Source organism: Synechococcus sp. CC9902 (assembly GCF_000012505.1).
Taxonomy (GTDB): Bacteria; Cyanobacteriota; Cyanobacteriia; order PCC-6307; family Cyanobiaceae; genus Parasynechococcus.
The window spans coordinates 208,041-230,111 of record NC_007513.1; the positions used below are offsets into that span (position 1 = coordinate 208,041).

Annotated in this window: 17 protein-coding genes; 10 read left to right on the forward strand and 7 right to left on the reverse strand. The window is 57.2% G+C overall.

What is annotated here, in order from left to right:
• The first annotated feature begins 7 nt into the window (after nucleotides 1-7).
• The 5 genes from SYNCC9902_RS00940 to SYNCC9902_RS00960 are packed head-to-tail and all read left to right on the forward strand — an operon-like array spanning nucleotide 8 to nucleotide 6,627.
• Nucleotides 8-2,272: a glycosyltransferase gene (locus SYNCC9902_RS00940; RefSeq protein ID WP_011359037.1), complete on the forward strand. Its 2,265-nt coding sequence runs from the start codon at nucleotides 8-10 to the stop codon at nucleotides 2,270-2,272.
• Nucleotides 2,263-3,441 carry a glycosyltransferase gene (locus tag SYNCC9902_RS00945; RefSeq protein ID WP_011359038.1) on the forward strand — a complete coding sequence of 393 codons (1,179 nt, stop codon included), beginning with the start codon at nucleotides 2,263-2,265 and terminating at the stop codon, nucleotides 3,439-3,441. Before SYNCC9902_RS00940 ends, SYNCC9902_RS00945 begins: the two co-directional genes overlap by 10 nt.
• Nucleotides 3,438-4,634: a glycosyltransferase gene (locus SYNCC9902_RS00950; protein ID WP_011359039.1), complete on the forward strand. Its 1,197-nt coding sequence runs from the start codon at nucleotides 3,438-3,440 to the stop codon at nucleotides 4,632-4,634. Before SYNCC9902_RS00945 ends, SYNCC9902_RS00950 begins: the two co-directional genes overlap by 4 nt.
• Nucleotides 4,631-5,776, forward strand: coding sequence for a glycosyltransferase (locus SYNCC9902_RS00955; RefSeq protein WP_011359040.1), 1,146 nt, complete (start codon nucleotides 4,631-4,633; stop codon nucleotides 5,774-5,776). The genes SYNCC9902_RS00950 and SYNCC9902_RS00955 overlap by 4 nt, the downstream gene beginning before the upstream one ends.
• Nucleotides 5,773-6,627 (forward strand): sulfotransferase family protein, encoded by an 855-nt coding sequence (locus SYNCC9902_RS00960; RefSeq protein ID WP_011359041.1) that lies wholly within the window; start codon nucleotides 5,773-5,775, stop codon nucleotides 6,625-6,627. Before SYNCC9902_RS00955 ends, SYNCC9902_RS00960 begins: the two co-directional genes overlap by 4 nt.
• On the opposite strand, the gene SYNCC9902_RS00965 is transcribed toward SYNCC9902_RS00960, so the two are convergent.
• From SYNCC9902_RS00965 to kdsA, 3 genes are read right to left on the reverse strand one after another with little or no spacing between them, the layout of a single operon-like run.
• The gene (locus SYNCC9902_RS00965) at nucleotides 6,600-8,432 is read right to left on the reverse strand and encodes a hypothetical protein (protein WP_156771030.1); all 1,833 of its coding nucleotides are present in this window, start codon (nucleotides 8,430-8,432) and stop codon (nucleotides 6,600-6,602) included. The genes SYNCC9902_RS00960 and SYNCC9902_RS00965 overlap by 28 nt on opposite strands.
• A 26-nt stretch (nucleotides 8,433-8,458) precedes the next feature.
• Complete coding sequence (locus SYNCC9902_RS00970; RefSeq protein ID WP_011359043.1) at nucleotides 8,459-9,286, reverse strand: sulfotransferase family protein; 828 nt, start codon at nucleotides 9,284-9,286, stop codon at nucleotides 8,459-8,461.
• 24 nt (nucleotides 9,287-9,310) lie between these two features.
• Nucleotides 9,311-10,162 (reverse strand): 3-deoxy-8-phosphooctulonate synthase, encoded by an 852-nt coding sequence (gene kdsA / locus SYNCC9902_RS00975; RefSeq protein WP_041424723.1) that lies wholly within the window; start codon nucleotides 10,160-10,162, stop codon nucleotides 9,311-9,313.
• Between the two features lie 533 nt (nucleotides 10,163-10,695).
• Between kdsA and SYNCC9902_RS00980 the strand changes: the two genes are divergently transcribed.
• From SYNCC9902_RS00980 to kdsB, 3 genes are all read left to right on the forward strand, one after another.
• Nucleotides 10,696-13,092 carry a UvrD-helicase domain-containing protein gene (locus SYNCC9902_RS00980; RefSeq protein ID WP_011359045.1) on the forward strand — a complete coding sequence of 799 codons (2,397 nt, stop codon included), beginning with the start codon at nucleotides 10,696-10,698 and terminating at the stop codon, nucleotides 13,090-13,092.
• 121 nt (nucleotides 13,093-13,213) lie between these two features.
• Nucleotides 13,214-13,924 carry a glycosyltransferase gene (locus SYNCC9902_RS00985; protein ID WP_011359046.1) on the forward strand — a complete coding sequence of 237 codons (711 nt, stop codon included), beginning with the start codon at nucleotides 13,214-13,216 and terminating at the stop codon, nucleotides 13,922-13,924.
• Complete coding sequence (kdsB, locus tag SYNCC9902_RS00990; protein WP_011359047.1) at nucleotides 13,924-14,703, forward strand: 3-deoxy-manno-octulosonate cytidylyltransferase; 780 nt, start codon at nucleotides 13,924-13,926, stop codon at nucleotides 14,701-14,703. The genes SYNCC9902_RS00985 and kdsB overlap by 1 nt, the downstream gene beginning before the upstream one ends.
• A gap of 78 nt (nucleotides 14,704-14,781) precedes the next feature.
• Here the strand turns inward: kdsB and SYNCC9902_RS00995 are convergent, their stop codons facing one another.
• Both SYNCC9902_RS00995 and SYNCC9902_RS01000 read right to left on the reverse strand, forming a co-directional pair.
• Complete coding sequence (locus SYNCC9902_RS00995; RefSeq protein WP_011359048.1) at nucleotides 14,782-15,333, reverse strand: KdsC family phosphatase; 552 nt, start codon at nucleotides 15,331-15,333, stop codon at nucleotides 14,782-14,784.
• Nucleotides 15,330-16,358, reverse strand: a complete 1,029-nt coding sequence (locus SYNCC9902_RS01000) for a KpsF/GutQ family sugar-phosphate isomerase (protein ID WP_011359049.1) — start codon at nucleotides 16,356-16,358, stop codon at nucleotides 15,330-15,332. The genes SYNCC9902_RS00995 and SYNCC9902_RS01000 overlap by 4 nt, the downstream gene beginning before the upstream one ends.
• 3 nt (nucleotides 16,359-16,361) lie before the next feature.
• Between SYNCC9902_RS01000 and SYNCC9902_RS01005 the strand changes: the two genes are divergently transcribed.
• Entirely contained in the window at nucleotides 16,362-17,576 is a 1,215-nt protein-coding gene (locus SYNCC9902_RS01005) for a CCA tRNA nucleotidyltransferase (RefSeq protein ID WP_011359050.1), read from the forward strand.
• A complete protein-coding gene (locus SYNCC9902_RS01010) occupies nucleotides 17,573-19,012 on the forward strand; it encodes a glycosyltransferase family 39 protein (protein WP_011359051.1) in 1,440 nt (479 codons plus the stop codon). Before SYNCC9902_RS01005 ends, SYNCC9902_RS01010 begins: the two co-directional genes overlap by 4 nt.
• Here SYNCC9902_RS01010 and selD read toward each other — a convergent pair.
• Nucleotides 18,954-20,981, reverse strand: a complete 2,028-nt coding sequence (gene selD, locus SYNCC9902_RS01015; RefSeq protein WP_011359052.1) for a selenide, water dikinase SelD — start codon at nucleotides 20,979-20,981, stop codon at nucleotides 18,954-18,956. The two genes, SYNCC9902_RS01010 and selD, sit on opposite strands and share 59 nt — an antisense overlap.
• Nucleotides 20,978-22,012 (reverse strand): UDP-glucose 4-epimerase GalE, encoded by a 1,035-nt coding sequence (gene galE, locus SYNCC9902_RS01020; RefSeq protein ID WP_011359053.1) that lies wholly within the window; start codon nucleotides 22,010-22,012, stop codon nucleotides 20,978-20,980. Before galE ends, selD begins: the two co-directional genes overlap by 4 nt.
• Nucleotides 22,013-22,071: the final 59 nt, after the last annotated feature.

Consider the following 22,071-nt stretch of genomic DNA (forward strand, 5'->3'; position numbering starts at 1 on the left):
CCCCGCTGTGGCAGACATCATTCTTTTGTCGACTGCCGATTGGGACCATCCCCTCTGGACCAATAAGCAGCACACTGCTTTGGCGCTGGCAGAGCTGGGTCATCGCGTCCTCTATGTGGAGTCCCTCGGTTTGCGTGCGCCTCGGGCAGGCGGACGTGATGCCCGTCGGATTCTGCGTCGCTTGTGCCGGATGGTCCGTTTGCCACGTCAAGTGGCTCCACGGGTTTGGGTATGGTCTCCGCCGGCTTTGCCTGGTGGGCAGTCCGGTTGGCCTCTAGCCCTGAATCGACGCCTGATTCAGCGTGGTTTAGAGCAGATGGCCTGGTGGCTGGATTTCAAACACTGGATTTTGTGGACCTACAACCCTCTGACGGCGCTGTATTTGGATCTGCACAGTCACCCAATCAGTGTTTATCACTGCGTTGATCGCATCCAAGAACAGCCGGGGATGCCAACGGAAAGGATCGATGCTTGGGAAGAACGCCTGTGTCGCGCCGCGCAGGTGGTCTTCACCACCTCACCGGATTTGCAGGCCAACCACTGCCGTTGGAACCATCACACCTATTTTCACGGCAATGTTGCTGATTTTCAGCACTTCAATCGTGCTTTGCATCAGCCCTCGCTTGCGTGTCCCAAGCCATTAACTCTCATATCTCGACCGAGGTTGTTGTTTACAGGGGCGATCGATGCCTACAAGCTCGATTTGCCCATGACGGTCTCATTGGCAAGAACCAACCCCAATTGGTCGTTTGTGTTCGTTGGCCCCGTGGGTGAAGCCGACCCGAGCACGGAATTGGCTGCCTTGAGGGCGTGCCCCAATGTGTTTGTCGTCGGTTCTCAGCCTTATCAGGATCTACCGGCTTGGGCGGCCCATTCCGATCTTGCGTTGCTGCCTCTCCAGCAAAACGGGTACACGCGTCACATGTTCCCGATGAAGTTCTTCGAATATCTGGCCGCAGGGCTGCCTGTGGTGGGAACGGCGATCCCAGCGTTGAAAATCCATTCGGATGTGGCGTGGCTCTGCGAACCGGATCCTGTCGCCTTTGCGTCTGCGATTGATCGTGCACTTCAGGGGCAGGGGCCGGCTTTGAATGAGCGTCTGGCGCGGGCACAGGCCCATACCTACGCCACTCGTACTAAATCCATGCTGACTGTGCTGCGTCGCGTCGGCGTGTTGGCTGAGGCTGAACAGGGCAATCCTCAACGTTTTCGTTTGCATCGTTCGCGTTGGAATCGCGGCAAAACTTGGCTGGTGTCACCACTGCTGAAGTGGGTTGGCTTGATGGCCGATCAACTGGTGAGCGCTGGATGTGGCAGGAGTTTCACTCGGTTGTTTTGTTTTTTGCAGAGCCGCGGTTGGCTTGCACCCGATCTTCAGAGTCGCCTGGCGTTTCTGCTGGTGCAGAACGGTGACTATCCCCAAGCACTCGCTGTTCTGGAGCAGCTCTGGAGGGTGCATGGTCGCGTGGATGCGATTAAGCGTTTGTTGTTCCGCCGAGGCTCTCGTCCCCAAGATCGCTACGAGGCCTTGCAGATGTTTGCGGTGTTTGCCACCAGTAAGCATCTTCCCGAGCATTTCACTGGGTATTGCTGGATTGTTTTTGCTCATCGCAGTGCTGATCTCGAGGATGCAGTCTTGATGCGTCAGGCCTTGGTGGGTGTGGTGGCCTTGGCGGAGCGGTTGGAAGCGGATCCAGACACGGTGGTGTGCCTTCGGGACAACCGCCGCAATCGACTCAAAATGCTGGTGTCTTGTTATGCAACCCTGCTGCGTCTCCAGTTGGCCCTCGGTGACGCGACTGCTCTTAAAGCCGTTGGTCGTGCCGGGCTGGCGTTGATGCAGCGTCTTGATCCAGCGGCTATCGATCCGAACACCTCATACCGCTTGACGCGCAACAGTTTGCGGGTGCTCAGTATTGCGGCATTGGAGGCGGTTGAGTCCAAAGATTCCGCTTTGCTCGATGCAGTTGCCGATGCGATGGCGGTGCAGCACCGGCACATTCATCAGCCCTGCTTCGATCACCAGGCTGCTCAAGAAGATCATCGGGGTTTTTCCTCCTTGATGCTCGATGCGGCACATTCGATGGTTCCCACCCTGAGGACGGGTCTTGATGCCAGCGGTTGCGATGCTTTGGAGAGATTGCTGGTGCTGGTGATCAAGAGCGAACGCGACCTGGACGATCCGCAGCGTCAGCTCCGCGCTTTGGCGAAGTCCAAGGCACTTTTTGCTTCGTTCTGGTCCGGATCGCCTCCGTACTCACCATGGTCGTGAGGCCTGAACTCAGCCGTGGACGTGTGGTGCTCTACATCGACAGCCTCAAGTTGGGTGGAGCTGAACGGGTGACCCTGCGTTTGGCTAGTTGGTTGCACGCTGCCGGGTGGGAACCGTTGTTGCTCACCCGCAAACCCATCAGTTGGGATTTCTACTCCGTGCCTACTGGGGTCTCCCGTCATGTTGAGCCGGTAGACCCAGCCTGGATGCGTTGTTTGGGACCGCTGGCTCTTCCGTTTCGTCTGCTGCGTTTACGCGCTTGGATGAAGCATCAGCAGGTATGCCTGGTGATTGGGATGACCACCATTCCTGCGATCAAGATGCTGTTGGCGCGCAGAGGACTCGGGATGCCCTGTGTGGTTTCTGAGCGCAACTACCCACCGTTGAAGCCCCTCGGTCTGCCCTGGCGTGTGCTCCGGCGTCTCACTTATCCCTGGGCTGATCTTCATTTGGTGCAGACCGAAGCGGTAGGTCGCTGGTTGCGCCGCCATCTTGCGGCCGAGCCCCAGTTGTTGCTGCCCAATCCAGTGATCTGGCCGTTGCCGGATGGAGAGCCCCGCCTGGATCCACAGGAGTGGTTGAAGAAAGCGGGCGTACGTGCCGACGATCCGGTACTGCTGGCGGTTGGGACGAAAGCGCGGCAAAAGGGCTTTGATCGCCTGGTGGATTGGTTCCGGGAATTGGCCCCACGGCATCCACGGCTGCAGTTGGTGATCGTTGGGTTGGCTGCTGGTAGCTATCACGGCCGGGATCAGCAGCAGGATTTGCGGCAGCAATTGTCGTTAGACCCCTTGTTTCGTAGTCGCCTCCACTTCCCTGGCCAGGTTGGGAATTTGCAGCAGTGGTACGAACGGGCTCAAGTGTTCGTTTTGTCGTCTCGCTACGAGGGGTTCCCGAATGTGCTGCTGGAGGCCATGGCGAGTGGATGCTGTTGCATCGCAGCGGATTGCCCTCAGGGGCCGGCGGAACTGATCAAGGATGGCCTGAATGGTCGATTAATTCCGGAGCAGGCATCGCAGCAGATTTGGGTGGAGGCGATTGATGGGCTTCTACAGACGCCGTTCCAATGCCAACGCTTTGGTAGTGCGGCACGAGCCGTTCGAGAGCGTTATGAGCCAGGTCAGCTGGCGAGGTCGTTCGTCGATGCGATGGAGACCCTGCGGAGATGAGCGACGATCTTTGGGTGGTGCTCCCGCATCTAGGGGCAGGAGGGGCTCAAAAAGTGGCCCTGCTCGCGGCTGAGCGGTATCTGGCCATGGGCTGGAGGGTGCGGTTGGTGACGTTGTTGCCAAACCAGCCGGTTGTGCATGAATTCCCCGTTGGTTTGGTCCACACCGATCTTGGCCCGGAGGTCGCGTCGCGATGGGCGCTGTTTTTTACCCCCCAGCGAAGACTGCATCGGCTGGCGGTGAAAGCGATCTTCAGCCTGGGTTGGCCCCTCGTCGCCTTCGCGCCATGGCCGGTTTGGCGTTGGTGTGTGGAGGCGATTGGAGGGCCTCAGGCCGAATTGTTGCGTCGCCGCTGCGCTGCCGATCGGCCTCAACGGGTGCTTTCGATGCTTAGTCGCACCAACATCATCAGTTGCAGCGCGCTTTGGGATCAGCCCTGTCATCTGGTGGTCTCCGAACGCAATGATTTGCGTCGTCAAACCTTGCCGTTCCCCTGGCCGCTGCTGCGGCGCTTGCTGTATCGCCGGGCTGATGTACTTACGGCTAACACTCTTGGAGTGCTGGAGAGCCTGGCTGCTCTTGATGGGCTTCGCGATCCGGTGTTGCTGCCTAATCCTTTACCCCAGCGCTCCGGGGTCGAGATGGCCCATGCTGAGATGCCACGTCAGGGCTTTATTGCTGTGGCGCGCCTTGTGCATCAAAAGGGATTGGATGTGTTGATCGATGCCCTCGCCATGGCCGGTGGAGTAGCGCGAGATTGGCCGCTCACGCTTGTGGGCGAAGGCCCGGAGCGAGAGGCACTCATGGCCCAGGTGGCGCGCCTGCAGCTCGGGGATCGCGTTCGCTTCCTTGGACACCGCTCCGATGTGCCGCACTTGTTGGCAGAAGCAGCGGTGTTCGTGTTGCCGTCTCGTTTTGAGGGAATGCCCAATGCCTTGCTTGAAGCCATGGCGCAGGGCCTCGCAGTGGTGGTCAGCGATGCCTCCCCCGGTCCGCTGGAGGAGATCGACCATGGTCGAAGTGGATGGGTTGTACCCAGTGAGGATGTCGGCGCTCTCGCCCAAGCGCTCGAGTATCTGGCGGCTGATCCATCCCAACGTCAGAGGCTTGGTGGAACGGCACGGGACCAGGTGTTGTCGCGTGATTGGTCGCAGTTGGCACCGGTCTGGGATGAGGTCTTGGGCGGAACATGACCCTGCAGCGTGTGCTGGTCTTGGCTCCAACGCGTCGGGCGGCTTCCGAGACCTTTGTGCGCGCCAATCTTGCCGGTCTTCCCTTCGCGACAACGGCCTACTTCGGTGATGAGCGACCGCTGGGTCAGCCATGGCGTCTTGTCTATGGCGTTGCTGTGCTGATGAGCAAAGTCCTGACCCGTCTGGGTTGGCTGCGGCTGGCTGGCTGGCCGGCCGCCGTGGTGACCAAACTGCTACTGCGACGACATCAGCCGGATCTTGTATTGGTGGAGTTCGGCTTCCATGCATTGCGAGTGATGGAGGCTGCAGCGGAATGCCAGATCCCTTTGGTGGTGCATTTTCGAGGTTCGGATCTTTCGGCCTGGACCAAGTTCGGTGCCCAGAAGATGCGCTACCGCCGCTTGATGCGGATTGCTTCTGGAGCGATCGTGAAATCTCAGCCGATGCGGCAGACCCTGCTGGATTTGGGGATGGAGTCTGAGCGGATCTTGATCAGTGCGTCGGGTGCTAATGCCCAGTTGTTTCACTCCAGTGCTCCAGGGTCGGCGCCTCCCGTCTTCCTGGCTGTGGGGAGGTTTGTTGATAAAAAAGGCCCTCTGTACACGATTCGGGCCTTTGCACAGTTGGTGGGGCAGCATCCCAGAACTGATTTGGCGTTATGGATGGTTGGGGAAGGACCCCTACAGCAGCAGGCCGAAGCGTTGGTCAGGGAGCTGGGCCTCGAGTCCGTCGTCAGATTTTGGGGTGCCCAGCCCCAGCAGAAGGTTGCTGAACTGATGCGGGAGGTGCGGGGGTTTGTGCAGCACTCAGTTGTGGCTCCCGATGGAGATAGTGAGGGCAACCCGGTGGCGGTGATGGAGGCTCAGCTCAGCGGTTTGCCCGTGGTAGCTACCCGGCATGCGGGGATTCCTGAGGTGGTGCGGCACGGAGAGAGCGGTTGGCTTGTTGCTGAAGCGGATGTGGTGGGGATGGCGGCAGGGCTGCTGCGCCTCGTCGAAGATCCTGGGTTGGCGCAGCGTTGGGGGCAGGCTGGCCGGCGCCGGATTCAAGAGCGGTTCACGATCGATCACCATCTACGGGATGTGGCGCAGTTTTTACGCGGCATCTCGCCAAGATCCCGTTTTCAGACGTCCGACCGATGACGACTCGCCCGAAGCTGTTGTTGATCCGTGGGCTCGGACATAGCGGCACCACGATTCTGGATCTCGCGCTTGGAGCTCATCCCTCGATCATGGGCCTGGGGGAAGCGGTCCGGATCCTTGAACGTCCTCGACCGGATGAAGCCCAGCGAGGTCCTGCCCAGCTCAGGGGAGATCTGCGGTACGAACGTTCCTGCACCTGCGGAAAGTTGGCAGCGGACTGTCCTGTTTGGGGGCCTCTTTTGGATTGGCTGCCAACCCACGACGACTTGCCACTCAAGGCGAAGTTGAAGCACCTCCTGGCGACGTTGCCGAGCGCGGATCAACCCCGTTGGGTGGTCGATTCCTTCCAAGACGACCGCCTTTTGCCGTTCTGGACAGAGAACGATCTTGAGATTCGAGTGATTCATCTCACCCGTGATGTCCGCAGTTGGGTCCATTCCCGATCGCGCAAAGAGCGTCAGCACGGGCGTTGGCTTCCAGAGCTGCGCCCACTCCTCCGCTGGTGGAGGCTGAGTGCCCGCGATTCCTATCAGTTCAAGGCCCTTGGCAACAGAGTCTTGCGTCTGGGGTATGAGGAGCTGGCCTTACAGCCTGATGTTGCTCTGCGTCGCGTCTGCGCTTGGCTTGAGCTGCCTTTTGTGGAGACGATGCTCCAGCCCGGAGATCACTCCACGAGCCATGTGCTGTCCGGTAATCGCATGCGTTTTGATCCGAACCAGCGTCAACGCATTCAGTACGACGGCAGCTGGATGCAGGCTGCTTCGGGATTAACTCACCTGGCGCTCTGCATTCCGGCTTTATCTCGTCTGAACCGGAGCTTGGTTTATTCCGGTTTGCCACCCAGGGATTGACGTCCCCTGTGGCGGTAAATCTTGCCATTATCGATATTCGGATTTAAGTCGAAAATTAAGTCGTAGTCCGAAAGATCAATATCAAATTTCTTTAGTCGGCGTCCCGTGTCGATATTAAGGAAAAAGTCTCCTTTTTTTGGATTGTAAGAGTTTCCCTTGCCAATGCCGTCTTGGATTCTGATTTCCTTTGTGTCTTCATTGAGGTAAATCAGTCGGTCGTATTTAAGCCGTCTGAGATGGTTATTGTTCCGAAACCAGCCTTTGGTGAAAATCAGATTGATTTCTTCTCCATGAAGACGTGCTGTTTCGGTTACGTCGTCTACGGCGGCCAGGCTGGCTGCCCATGAATCGTGGGCTGAAGTGATGTCTTTAACCCGATGGACGAATGTATTAGGAAGGCCATCTTCGATTGCCACTAGCGCGATACTGCACCCGATGCTGAGGCCGGCGGCAACTCGTTGCGTTGTTGCTTTCCGGGGGAGTCGAGGTGCCAGGGTTTCTGTGCAAAACACCATCAAATTCACGATCGCGATGAACTGCACGGGTAGGGCCATGTAGTTGCTCGCTTTAAATCCAACGAGGTAAAACAGAACTCCGATGTAGCTCCATGCCGCCAGGTTTATGGCATCGAGCAAGCTGAATGACCACCGTCTTCGGGCGATCTGTAATGCGCGCAGACAGGAATACCCCAGTAAGAACAGCAAGCGTGGGTCGAGTTGGAGGGCGGCGAATCTCAGCTCTGAGTCATACCGCTGTTCACCCACGTAATGGCTTGGAAGAACGCTGAGATAGACGAAGCTAAGAAGGAAAAAGATGCTGACCCCAATTAAATGGATTTCAAGTTGAAATCTGTTGCGACAAAAGATCCCTATCTCGCGGAGTGAATGAAGCCCTGTTCTGCGCTGCTCTTGGATTAGCCCATGGCCCATCACCCCGAGAGCTGGAATCAAGAACAACAGAATCGCCGTGTCTTTTGTGAAAGCGCCGATCAAGCTGGCGATAATGGCGGCATAGTGATTCTGAACCCGTTGCGTTTGCTGATAGCGCAAGTAGTTGTAGGTAAAAATTGCAAACAGCAGGACAAGAATCCGTTCGCTGTAAATGAACTGGAAGTAGTTATAAGCGCTGGCAGGTGTAAATAAGAATAGAATTCCTGTAACTGCTAGTAGTGATGGTATCTGTTTGCGACGAGTTAGCAGTTCAATGATCTTTGTAAGCAGCACTACAGTGGCTGCTAATTCGATGCAGTTAACGAGTGCCCAGATTTTGACGTAAGGGGTAAACCAGCTGAGGATATGAATATCTTGATGCGCAAGCGGAAAGAATCGGTAGTCATTCCTCGACATTGTCTCGATTAGGAATGTCCAGCGCAGGGAGAAGTTGTCGAGCAGAAAGCCGCCGACAAGATCGTCGTACCAGCTAATAATTTCTTTGTAAAACCAGCTGCTCTTGTGGACCACATAGCTGGAGTAAAGGGTGAAGAGTCCTGTGCTAAATGGATATTTTTGGATGGCATTCCAAAGTCGTTGAGTGATTGTCTTTGAATGGCTTGTGGGATGACTGATTCGATCGGTATGTTCAGCTTCGACATGGTTGGCTTTGCGGATTCTCCAGCTCATCCAGCCCACGGCGATGATTAGAATGCTGATGAAGATTGCATGGGAAATGATGTTATAAGTGAGTGCTAGATCACGGCCAGCATCTGTCGTTGGGATCGGAAAAGATGCTCGGTTCTCGTCGATCCAGATCCAGGCGATTGCAGCGAGGATGGTTAACACTCCACTGAGTGTTAGGGCTAAACCCATCCGCCGCACGACTATTTGAGAGGACATTAAGTGCACCATTGTGTAGCGGTGGGCCAATGTCGATCGAGATTCAGCTGAGGCTGCTCTCTGAGCAATGTTCTGTAGGTAGTTGCCTGAGTTTTTCCGATTCGCGCCAGGATCTCTTCGGGCACAGGAGTAGTCGAGCTGCTGGCATTCACCTTTTTGGCGATGTCCATCGGCTGATAGGGAAGTGTTAGCTGTTCGTAGAGATGTTGGTGGCTAGATGCATCAAAGAGTTGCTCGAACAGCATTAGGCAGATGTCCTCTTTGGCGAAGCTTTCGTTGAGGGATCGCAGGGTCCTGACGTAGTCGCTCCGTAAGCTCGGAGTCCGCTCCAATTTCTCGGCAAGTTTGTGAAATGCCCGCAGTTCATCGGCCGGGTTGAGCTGCTTTTTCTTGCGGAGCTGCATCCGTTGTTGGGAGAGCAGGCGCTCAATCGGGTCACGCAGGATGAAAACTGGGCAAGTGCGAACGGAGCGTTCCCTGAAGGCATTGCGAATCCATCGAAGTGTGTTGGCGCTTAGGCAGGAATAGGAGGGTGTGATGTCACCGCTGAGTCGGTACCCAGGTCGATTCAGTAGCCCGGTGAAGTAGTCGAAATACCGAGTTGGATCTTGAAAGAAGCGCTCGCGACGCCACGTACGCCAGCGCCAGAGAGGAGGTTTTTGGGGGCGGTAGCGGGCGAAGGCGTCCAGGGTTAGCGCATCGAAGACGTGATATTCCTTGCAAAAGCCAAAGTCCGCGTCTTTGCGGCGGTTGAGCTGATCATGAAGCCAGGAAGTTCCTGCTTTCTGGGCACCCACGCCCAGTAAGAAAGTGGGATCAGAAGTCAAGGCGTTTTGTGGGAGGGATTCTCATCACTTGATCTGGAGCATTGGCATGCCCTTCACGAGATCGTCGATGGCTTTGACCTGGGTGAGGAATGGTTCGAGCAGGTTTAGGGGCAGGGCGCTGGGACCGTCGCAACGAGCTTGTGCTGGGTTGGGGTGCGCTTCTAAGAACAGGCCTGCCAGTCCGATGGCCATCCCAGAGCGGGCCAGATCGACAACTTGGGATCGACGACCACCCGATGCGGCACATCCGGGATCGCGACATTGCAGAGCGTGAGTCACGTCGAAAATCAGTGGGATGTCTTGGCAGGTTTGCTTCATGACCCCAAAACCGAGCATGTCGACCACGAGGTTGTCGTAGCCAAAATTGCTGCCGCGTTCGCATAACAACAACTGCTCATTGCCGCACTCTTTGAACTTTTCAACGATGTTGGCCATCTGTTCCGGGCTTAGGAACTGGGGTTTCTTGATGTTGATGACAGCCCCGGTGTTGGCCATCGCGGTGACCAAATCCGTTTGGCGGGCCAGGAACGCTGGCAGTTGAATGATGTCGGCAACCGCCGCTGCAGCCACAGCCCCCTCGGGGGTATGGACATCGGTGATCACTGGGATGCCGTGGGTGTTTTTGACGGCTTCAAGGATGCTTAGCCCTTGTTCGAGGCCAGGGCCACGAAAAGAATGGATGGAGGATCGGTTGGCTTTGTCGTAGGAGGCTTTAAACACCAAGGGAATGCCAAGGCGTTCACAGACGGTTTTGTAATGGCTTGCGCAGTGCAGTGCGAAGTCCAAGTCTTCCAGAACATTCACGCCGCCCAGCAGGACAAAGGGTCGGTCGTTCGCGAACGTGATGTTTCCGAGTTGAACCTGGCGCGCCACGATTGTGTTCCCAGTGATGAGTTAGGTGAGCTTACGCGGTTGAACTAATTATTATTCAAAATTTAACTTTATTGAGTGTTGAAGTGATCCCTTGTTTAGAGATTGATTAATGATTGCGTATGGGCTGAATTCCTAAAGTCGAGCAGCTGACTTGTTCAGGTACAAAATTATCCTAAGCAATCGAAGTGATTATTCATGGCTTTGGTGACGCGTCTAAAGTCGTCAACACTAAGAGGCAGTTTTTCTTGACAATGCAACGTTTTTGGGCTCATAATTTTGAGTTTTGCGTTTTAACAAAAAGGTGTAAATGTTTCCCTTCTCCTTGATTTCGATCTTTCGTCTGCGGCGTTACTACGTTGAATTAAAAGCATTGCAGCCACCCTATTGGGTGCGTTTTGGTGACTGCATGTGTCAGGCTATTTCCTCCTCTGTTGTGTATTTTCCCCTGACATTTTGGCTTGGTGTTTGCAGCGAAGCCCTACGCACAGCCCTCTGGTGCGTATCGCCTCTTGTTTCTTCGCTCTAACGTTCTGATCATGAGCTTTTTGGCCGGCCTCAACGACGCCCAACGCCGGGCGGTGGATCACCACCAGGGGCCTTTGCTGGTGGTGGCTGGTGCAGGGAGTGGGAAGACGCGTGCTCTCACCCATCGCATCGCCCACCTCATTGGAGAGCACGGAGCCGATCCAGGCCAAATCTTGGCCGTCACCTTTACGAATAAGGCGGCTCGGGAAATGAAGGAGCGGCTGGAGCTGTTGTTGGCCCAACGCCTGGCCCAGAGTCAATTTGGTCAGCCTTGGAGCACACTGCCGCCGGTGCAACAGCGGCAGCTGCGATCTCGGATTTATCGGGAGATCACGAAGGAGCTTTGGATCGGAACATTCCATGCCTTGTTCGCCCGGATGCTGCGCTTCGATATCGACAAATTCCGGGATCCAGACGGACTCACCTGGACCAAGCAGTTTTCGATCTACGACGAAGCCGACGCCCAAAGCCTGGTGAAGGAGATCGTTACCCAGGAATTGCAGATGGATCCGAAGCGCTTCGAGCCCAAGAAGGTGCGCTGGGCGATCAGCAATGCCAAAAATCAGGGTTGGTTGCCAGACCAGCTCGAAGCGAATGCGGAAGGTCAGCGCGGCAAGCTCACGGCGGATGTGTATCGCCGTTACCGCAAAGCCTTGGCGGCAAACAATGCCCTCGACTTTGACGACCTGTTGCTGCTACCGGTTCAGTTGCTCCAGCAAAACGAACAGGTTCGTCGGTACTGGCATCGACGTTTTTGTCATGTGCTGGTGGATGAATATCAAGACACCAATCGCACCCAGTACGACTTGATCAAGTTGCTGGTGACGGATGGCAAGGAGCCGCAGGCCTACGACGACTGGTCTGGTCGTTCGGTTTTTGTTGTGGGCGATGCCGATCAGAGCATCTATAGCTTTCGTGCCGCCGACTTCACGATCCTGATGGGCTTTCAGGACGATTTCGGTGATCAAGCGCCGGATGATGCCACGCGCACGATGGTGAAGCTCGAGGAGAACTACCGCTCCACGGCCACGATTCTGGCTGCGGCGAATGCTCTGATTTCCAACAACAGTGAGCGGATCGACAAGGTGCTCCGCCCCACCCGCGGTGAGGGGGAGTTGATCACGCTCACACGCTGCGACGACGAAATTGCCGAGGCGGAGGCGGTGGTGCATCGGCTCCGCATGATGGAAGCTGCGAATCCCGATCTGAGCTGGGGTGACATGGCGGTGCTCTACCGCACCAATGCCCAGTCGCGGGCCATGGAGGAATCGTTGGTGCGCTGGGGCATTCCCTACATCGTTGTGGGTGGACTTCGCTTTTACGACCGCCGCGAGATCAAGGATTTGTTGGCGTACCTGCGCCTTTTGGTGAATCCTGCCGACACGGTCAGCTTGCTTCGGGTGATCAATGTGCCCAAGCGTGGGATTGGTAAAACCACCATTCAGCGCCTCACCGATGCGGCTAATCAGCTCGGCATTCCCCTTTGGGATGTGGTGAGTGATGCGGAAGCAGTGCGTTCACTGGGTGGACGCTCGGCCAAAGGATTGCTGCAATTTTGCGAGCTCGTGAATGATCTGAAAACTCAGGTGCAAACGGCTGCGCCATCGGAGCTGCTCCAGCAGGTGATGGAAAAAAGTGGTTATGTCAGCGAGTTAATCACCGAGGGAACTGACGAAGCCGAGGAACGCCGTCGCAATCTTCAAGAACTGGTGAATGCTGCTTTGCAGTACCAGGAGGAAAACGACGATGGCAATTTGGAGGGATTTTTGGCTTCTGCTGCGCTGTCGAGCGATGCCGATAACAAAGACACTGCAGCGGATCGTGTCACCTTGATGACCTTGCACAGCAGCAAAGGTTTGGAGTTTCCTGTGGTCTGCCTTGTGGGGTTAGAGCAGGGCCTCTTCCCGAGTTATCGCTCCTTGGATGACCCTGCATCCCTGGAAGAGGAGCGGCGGCTTTGTTATGTCGGAATCACCCGTGCCAAGGAGCGTCTTTTCCTCTCCCACGCCAGCGAGCGTCGTCTTTGGGGTGGCATGCGTGAGGCGGCCGTTCCGTCCGTTTTCCTCTCTGAGTTGCCCGAGGCGTTGGTGCAGGGTGATCTTCCGCAAACGGGCGGTGCGGCTCTAAGGCGCGAGCGCCGCTTGGATCGACTCACCCGGGTCGATCGCGGCCAACCCTCATCGGCTCCTGCAAACGCTGTGCGTCGTCGTCAGGCAGGACCAGCCCCTGGCCGTAGTTGGTCTGTGGGGGACAAGGTCACCCATTCCAGCTTTGGTGTTGGAGAGATCACTCACACCTTCGGTAGTGGTGAAAAAATCTCGATTGCGGTCAAATTCGTGGGAATGGGGCCGAAAATTTTGGATCCACGCCTAGCGCCGATTGAGCCACTCCCCGACAGTGATGGCTAATCCCTTGGCTCTGAATCAAGTTCGCTCTTTGGAGGCCATGAATCGTCGTCTTATTGACAGTCATGGATTCCTTGGCGCGACCAGGCCAGCGGCTTAATCTCCCCCCAGCAACCAACGGCCCGTGTCGACCGCCCAGCTGCCGATTCCGATTTTCATCGGCTACGACCCGCGTGAGCGTGCTGCCACCAACGTTTTGATCGACAGTTTGTACCAGCACAGCAGTGTGCCGCTGGCGATTACACCCTTGGTGACGCCGCAGTTGGAAAACCAGGGGTTATTCCAGCGTGAACGGGATCCCAAGCAGAGCACCGCGTTTTCTTTCACGCGTTTCTTAGTGCCCTATTTGATGGAGTATCAGGGCTGGGCTCTGTTCATGGATTGCGACATGCTCTGCCAAGCCGACATCAAGGCGTTGTGGGATCAGCGTGATGATCGTTATGGCGCCATGTGCGTACAGCATGAGCATGTTCCTGGAGAAACGGTGAAGTTCCTCGGCGAAGTGCAGAGCGCTTATCCGAAGAAGAATTGGAGTTCTCTGATGTTGCTGAACTGCAGCCGCTGTAAAAACCTCACTGTGGATTACGTCAATACGGCTTCGGGGTTGGAGCTGCATCGTTTCCATTGGTTGGAGGGTGATCACGAGATCGGAGCCATTGAGGGGGGATGGAACCACTTGGTGGATGTGCAGCGCCCTCCAGCACAGGAGGAGCCGGCGCCAATGCTGCATTGGACCCTCGGTGGCCCTTGGTTTCGCGAACAACGCACGATGGGAGGCCCGCTGGCCGCTCAATGGTTTGCTGCCCGCGATGAAGCCATCAAGCTCTGGGATTAATGGCAATTCAGAAATGTGTCGTTGCTGTTCCAGCTCGTTTGCAGTCGTCGCGGCTGCCCAACAAAGTGCTGGCCGATATCGGTGGAAAACCGATGATTCAGCGGGTTCTCGAGCGTTGTCGTGAATCCACGTCGGTAAATGCCGTAGTGCTTTGTACCGATAGCCAGGAGCTTCAGCAGCGGGCCGCGGTTTGGGGATTTCCCGTCTTGATGACTGCTGAATCCTGCAGCTCTGGAAGCGACAGGATCGCTTCAGTAGCCGACGCGCTGATGGCCCTCGCCTGGGGGGATGCAACTCCTGCGGCAGAGCAAACCGCTGTGATCAATGTTCAGGGGGACCAGCCGTTTATTGATCCCCAGGTGATTGACGCGATGGCGGCTGAGTTCCGCCGACTTGACCCCGTCCCAGCAGTTGTCACTCCGGTATATGGCTTGAAGCCAGAGACAGTTCACAACCCCAATGTGGTGAAAACGTTGTTGGCTCACGATGGGCGCGCGTTGTATTTCTCGCGGTCCGCGATTCCCCACGTGCGTGATGTGGATCCCTCGCAATGGCATCGCCACACCACCTACTGGGGACATGTAGGGATGTATGGCTTCCGTGGAGATGTGTTGGCGGGTTGGAATCGACTTCCGGCGTCACCCCTCGAAGATTTGGAACGCCTCGAACAACTTCGTTTGATTGAAGCTGGCCTCACCATGGCCACCTTTGAAGTGCAGGGAACCTCCTTGTCGGTCGACACCGCTGAACAGCTGGAACAAGCAAGGTCAATGGTTTGAATGAATTGGCGCGACCCAAAATCAGCGGCCAAACATGAACTAGATCGGTGTTGTCACCTCAGTCATGGTCAACATCGATTAATCATTTCGATCGCGCCACCCATCCCGCTTCAGGTTTTGCCAACGTCCACGGTCTTGAAGGATCGTTTCTGCGAGTTCCCGGATGGCGCCGTGGCCTCCTCGTTTTCGCAAAACAGCATGGGCTCCCAACCGCACCGGCGCGCATGCATCGGCTGGAGCGATTAGGAGTCCAACAACTGGGCGCACGGCTAAGTCATTGAGGTCGTCACCGACGAAGGCCGTTTCCGAACTGTCGATCCCGAGTTGTTGTTGGAGCTGGAGCAGCGCCTCAGGCTTGTCTTTGATGCCCACAAGACAGTGTTGGATTCCCAGTTGGTGGGCCCTCACCTCAGTCGCGCCCCCTTGCCCTCCGCTGAGAAAGGCGATTTCGACTCCTGCCTGTTGCAGCAAGCGAATGCCGAGACCATCCCGCACATCGAAGCGTTTGGTTAGCTGCCCGCTTGCATCAAACCAAAGTCCTCCATCCGTGAGCACGCCGTCGACATCGAGCACGAGCAACTTGATCTGTCTCAGCCGCTTTCCGATTCGCCACCAGCGCCATCCCCTCATGCCAGGCCTGCTTGAACGAGATCATGGAGACGCAACAGACCGATGAGCTGTTTGTTGTCTCCAACAACTGGGAGCACTGAAATCGCTTTGCGTCGGTTGTTTTCCATCTGCTCTAAGGCTTTCACCACCAACACATCGGCACGGACTGTGATGGGGTCGGCTGTCATCAGATCGGCGGCCGTCAGGCTGCTCCAGGTGTTGGCGTTGTGGTCTTGAAGGGCTCGTCGCAGGTCTCCATCCGTGAGGATTCCCATGAGAGAGCCTGGAGATGTGGGGTCTTCGACCCAGCCGCTGCCAATCCCATCTCGGGTTAATCCTCCGATCACGTCCGGAAGGGATGTGTCCGGTTGAAGGGGGTGCAACTTGCTCACGGGAACCATCAGGTCTGCAGCGGTCATCGTGAGTTGCTTTCCCAAGGAGCCGGCTGGGTGATTCAGGGCGAAATCGGCGGGCGAGATGCCTCGACGCTCCATCCACACCGCCGCCAGCGCGTCGCCAATGGCCATGGCAACAGCTGTGCTGGCGGTAGGAGCCAGATTGAGCGGACACACCTCGCGGTCGATGCTGGCCTCCAGCACCACATCGCTGCCACGACCAAGGGATGACTCGGCTCGGCCAACGATGGCGATGCGGCCGGTTCCCCGTCGTTTGAGATGGGGCAGCACTTCGAGCAATTCAGTGGTTTCTCCACTGTTGGAGAGCATCAAACAGACATCTTCTGGTGCCACAACACCCAGATCTCCATGCAAAGCATCAAGAGGGTTGAGGTACAACGCCATCAAGCCAATGGATGAAAACGTGGCGGCGATTTTTCGGGCCACGATGCCGCTCTTGCCTACCCCAGTAATCACCAGCTTGGCTTTTCGATCAGCGCAACGTTCCAGCAGCTGGATCGCGGCCTCAACCTGCTCACTACTGAGTCGTTCTGCTGCGGTGGAGATTGCTGAGGCTTCCTCTTGCAGGCAACGGGTCAGAGCAGACAAGACCGAGATCCACGATGATCGGCCCATTGTCATGCACGTCATGCGATGAACCTGACCGGTGTGCCGTCCTCTTTGCTGGCTGAGTTGCGATCGGCGGCTGTGGGTGCAGGTGTGAAGCGGTTGGCGATTGTCGGTGGTGCTGTGCGGGATGGCCTGCTCCATGAGCGCTATGGCCGGGTTTGGACAGGTGTGCCTGATTTGGATTGGATTCTCGAAGGTGACGCCATGCGCCTTGCCGCTGAGCTAGTGAAACGGTGTGGAGAGCAACGGGTGACCGAACTTCAGAACTACGGGAGCTTTGGCACGGTTGCCCTGCAGCTCGATGGCATTGCCTTGGATTTCGCGATGGCGCGCAAGGAGACCTACCCCATGCCAGGTGAGAACCCCGTGGTTGAACCAGGCTCGTTGGACTCTGATCTAGTGCGTCGCGATTTCACGATCAACGCGATGGCTCAGGATCTGCTGTCTGGACAGCTCATCGATCCGCACCGAGGTCAGCAGGATTTGGCCGAACGACGTTTGGTGTTTCTCCATGATGAGAGCGTGTCGGATGACCCCACCCGTGTGATCCGTGCCAGTCGTTATGCGGCTCGGTTGGGATTTGTTCTGTCGCCGGAGGCGCTGCAGCAAGTGACTGCCACGGTGCGGCGTTGGCCATGGTCTTGGCAATTGCACGATGCACCGGATCAGGCTCCACCGGCATTGGCGAATCGACTGCGGATGGAGCTCGATCGTCTGTTTGCGGGTGAGCCTTGGGCTTTGGCACTCGATTGTTTAGAGGAGTGGCAGGCAATGGCGTTGTTGGATCCGTCCTTGCAGCACGATCGGGGCCGAAACCGTCGAATTGCTTGGGCGCAACGGCTTGGACTTCCCTTGCTACCGGCCTGGCTAGCGGGTGCACCGGATCCCGAGGCGGTTGCCCGTCGCTTGGGTGTGCCTGGTCAACAGCAGCGGTGGCTCAAGCAGCTTCTGCAGCTTCAGGATTGGTTGGTGTCTACAGATGCACCTGACGTTCATGCGGCCCCAGACGTCTGGACTGCTGCTCTGGAGAACCAGGGCTGGATGCCAGAAACAGTGGCCTTCATGGTGTGCTCACAACCCCCGCAATGGAAACCGTTGTTGCGCTGGTGGGGGCGTTGGCGACATCTGAAATCACCCAGAAGCGCTCGGGATCTCATCGCCGATGGTTGGTCGTCTGGTCCCGCATTAGGGAATGAATTGCAGCGTCTACGCCTGGAGGCGCTGAAGCGAAGCCGATGATTGGGTCCCGTTCGGCTTCGATCGTCCTGGTCGTGGCTTTGGTGTGTGCAGGATTTGCCTTGAAGGCTCTCTGGCTCATCGATGCCACGGCGCTCTGGAGCGACGAGTTGTACAGCGTGGGTAAGAGTTTTCAAGCCAGTCCGGCGGCTTTGCTTTCAATGCTTCGCCACGACACCCATCCACCTCTTTATTACGCCGTGCTTTGGGGATGGGGCCAGCTGGTGGGGCAAAGCCCGATCACCCTGCGGTTGCTCTCATGGCTCGCCTACGGCGCGGGTGGGGTTGTGATGGTGGCCCAGGCAAGGGCCTTGGCTGTGCACAAGCGTCTGGGCTGGACCGTCTCATTGGCGGCGCTGATGGCGTTTTGTAGCCCCTATCCCATCCGTTTTTCGATTGAAGGCAAGAGCTATGCCCTGCTGGTGTTGTTTGTGGCTTTGGCTTGGTGGTGGCGCAACCAAGGCCGTCTTGTCCCCTATGCCTTAGCGGTGGCCCTGGCTTCACTAACTCATTTTTATGGTCTCTTTTTGCTGGTGGCTGCTGGGGCTTGGGACGGCTCGCGCCGTCGCTGGGGATTGTGCTTGGCTGCTGGCCTGGGGGTAATCCCAGCCCTGGCTTGGATCGCCTACGCCTCCGACTATCTCTTCAGCTCGAAGGCCGGCAGCTGGATTGGCGGCCCAAGCTTTGCGTTGTTGGAGGACACCTTGGCTCGAGGGCTTGGCGTTTGGCCCCTGCCCAAGTTGGCCCTGCTGCTACTCACGCTTGTAATCCTGCGTCGTTGGGGTGGTCTGAAGCCAGTGCGCTGGCTCGATGTTGATCTGTTGGATCGCACTGGTGTGATCCCATCGGGCTTGATGGTGGTTGGGGTGGTGCTGATCTCTTTCTTCAAGCCCCTCGCCTTTGGTCGTTATTTCGTTGTGCTGATTCCGGCTCTTGTGCCTGTCTTGGCAGTTCTGCTTGGAGATGCTCAGTTGAATCGCGGGGGGCGCTTGTTCGCTGGCGTTGTTTTGATGATGGTGATCGGCAGCTGGTGGGGGCCAGGGTTTGCTGAGCTCGACTCGGGATTGGGCGGAGTGCGCGAACAGGATCAGTTTCGAATGGTGAGCCGGTATACGGATGGATTGGTTGAGCGATATAGCCCTCGAGCGCGCCTGCTCAACCTCAGTGATCGGATGGAGCAATCGATGGGGCGAATGGCTCCTCCCGTCGCTGCATGGGGAGATCGCAGTGCCTTGCATCAACGGTTGTCGATCACCCCACATCCCTCCGTGATTTGGTTGGCCAGTAGTGGGCCCGAACAGGCGCTTTTCCGCAAACTGAACCCATTGCACGAAGAGGTTGAGCAGCTGGGCTATCGCTGCGTTGACCGTTCACAAGGTCTTAGCCATGGCCGGATCCTGCAATGCCAACTTGAATCCAAGCTGAATCCTGTGCCATAAGACATTCGGCAGCTGCTGCGGTGCAGGCCAAGAGGAGTGGTCCACAGGTTTGTGGGTCCACCAGTAGTTCCAGACAGGCCTGGGATGGTGACGCGTTGAGTTGAACTGGCCCCTCAAGCCAGCTCCAGGCATCACGATTTGCGGGGGCCAGGCTGCTGGCTATCCCTTGGTCGAGTAGGTCCAGTGCACCTGGATGGGCTTGAATTCGATTGGGCCACAGTTGGATGGTGATGGGCTCGCTTCCCTGCAGCATCTCTCCGAGATGTCCCAGTAACCCAAAGCCGGTCACGTCAGTACAGGCATGAATGTCGGCGCCATGCTTCTGCAACCCATCCACCAAGCGATGTTGGCTTTGGTTCATCGTGCGCAGGGCCGCTTCGACATCCTTGGGCTTGGCGACCCCTGCCATAGCTGCAGCGAAGAGCACGCCGACGCCAAGGGGACGGCTCAGCAGGAGCGCATCTCCAGGCTGAATACCACCCTTGGGCCAGGGTTTTGAAGTTTGGCCATTCACGGTCAGGGCGACTTGCAATCCCAGGGTGGTCGGGGAAGGCGTGGGACTGCGCGACTCCAAGGTGTGACCCCCGATCAGTGACGCTCCCTGTTCGATCAACACCGACTGAACCCCAGCCAAAGTTTGATGGAGAAGTTCTTGCTGTTCGGTGGAGTGGATGGACGGCAGGGTGACGACGGCCATCGCACTGGTGACCTTGGCCCCACAAGCCCAGAGATCAGAGCAGGCGTGCAAGGTGGTGAGCCGACCATTCAGCCAGGGATCACTCACGAGAGCAGGAAAGCCATCAACGCTTTGCAGTAGTGCTGGCGTTCCGCCGAGGTTGGCGGCATCTTCCGCTTGGGTTTTGAGTCCCGCCTGCGACAACGCTGCGTTGAGGGGGCGCGCGGGAAGCTTGGCGGCACAGCCACGGCAGGCCATTGGTTCGGCTGCTCCCATGGGGGCGAGTTGGCTGAAACCGGCCATGAACGAATGATCAATTCGTTGTTTCAGGCTCCAGAGCAGCCTGAATGCTCCGGTATGAGCATGGCCTCGCAGCATCCAGGCCGCGTTGTTCCCGGTCCCAATTAACTGCAGGGCATCGCGTTGTGGTGTCCATCGCTTCAGGCTTTGGCCGTTGCAGATCGCCTCAAGGTTCTGGGCCAAGGGCACGGCGGAACGCACAGCCCACACCCCTGAGGCGGGCCGCGGTTGGGCCTCCATCACGGCGCAATCGCCGCTCGCAAACAGATGGGAATATCCCTCGAGCTGGAGGAAAGAGTTGGTTAGAACCCGTCCGTCGTGGTCCACCGCAAATCCACTGTTGGCCAGCCAAGACGGTGCGCGACTTCCCGTGCAGAGGAGGGATGCGTGGGCATTGGCGTCGGTGACGCACTGAATGTGAGCACGACTGAGGATCGACTTGGTGGTGGCGTTGAGTTGGCCTGCACGGATCTGTAATTCCAGTGGGCGACGGGGCCAGCGTCGTCGCAGTGCCAGGGCCACTTCGATTCCGGCGGGTCCCGCACCCACGATGCGAAAGGGTTGTGGATCTTCAGGGTCTTGTTGAGATAAAAACTGAAGGGCTTCCTCCAACGGCTTGACTGGAACACCAGAAAGGTGTTCAAGGTTTCGCGTCACCGCTCCAACATCAAGGCTGAGCACACCAAAGCTCAGGGCTGGTCGCTGGTGGAGCAGGAGATCTTGGCGTTGGGAATCAATACCACTGATTTCGGCCTGCACAAAGGCCACCCCCGCTCGATCGCAGAGGTGCGGAAGATTGATACTCAGCTCCTCCCGCCGATAGATCCCGGCGATCAAGCCGGGCACCATGCCGGAATACAGGGCAGTCGGATGCCGATTGATCAGCACAATGCTGCGCTTGGGCCGCAACCTCGGCGTCATTGCCCAGCGTTTGAGCAGAAGAGCATGGCTGTGCCCTCCTCCAGCGAGGAGGAGAGATCCCGATGGGGTCATGGGACGCTGCGGTACCCCAGCGGATTGGCCTGTTGCCAAGTCCAGCCGTCTCGACACATCTGTGCAAGATCCCGCTTAGCGCTCCAGCCCAAAATGTCTTTGGCTTTTTGAGGACACCCTTCAAGCTTGGGCACATCTCCTGGTCGTCGTGCCACCACCTCGTAGGGAATCGGCAGTCCGGTCGCCTTTTCAAAGCCGCGCACCACGTCGAGAACGCTGAGTCCGCAGCCGGTCCCGATGTTCAGTGTGAGTTGGTGAGGGGCTGTGGAGTGGAAGAGGTGATCCAAGGTGACGCTGTGGGCTTCGGCGAGGTCCATCACGTGCAAGTAGTCACGAATGCCGGTGCCATCGTGTGTTGAGTAGTCCTGGCCGAAGATCCGGAGTTTGTCGCGTCGTCCTGCGGCGACTTGGGTGATAAATGGAAACAAGTTATTGGGAGTGCCGAGGGGGTCTTCTCCTATCCGTCCACTGGGGTGGGCTCCGACGGGGTTGAAATAGCGCAAACAGGCCACCCGCCAGTCTCCAGAACGACAGAGGGCACTCAGCATCTGCTCAACGGCCAACTTGGTTTGGGCGTAAGGATGCACTGGCGCTGTGGGCATCTCTTCGTGGAGTGGAAAAACCTCGGGCTCTCCATACACGGTGGACGTGCTGCTGAAGACGAGGGTGCGGCACTGGTGCTGCTCCATTGCGGTAGCCAAAACCCTGCTGCCATTGAGATTGACATCCCAGTAATGGAGAGGGTTGGCTACTGATTCGGCCACGGCCTTGAGACCGGCGAAATGAATGACGCCATCAACAGGACCACCACGATCAAAGGCGCGATTCACAGCGTCTAAGTCACGGACATCTCCTTCAACAAGTTCCAACGCATTGGAGTTCGCAAGCGTCTTCACTCGCTTCAGAGCCTCTGGACTGCTGTTGTCGAAGTTGTCGAGAACCACCAGCTCATACCCCTGCTCCAACAGAACAAGAGCGGTGTGGCTCCCGATGAAGCCAGCGCCTCCAGTGATTAGGACGCGGCGAGCCATGGCGCTGAAGGTACGAACTGAGTTTGATTCTGAAGGACCTCTCCATAACTCGAGTCAAC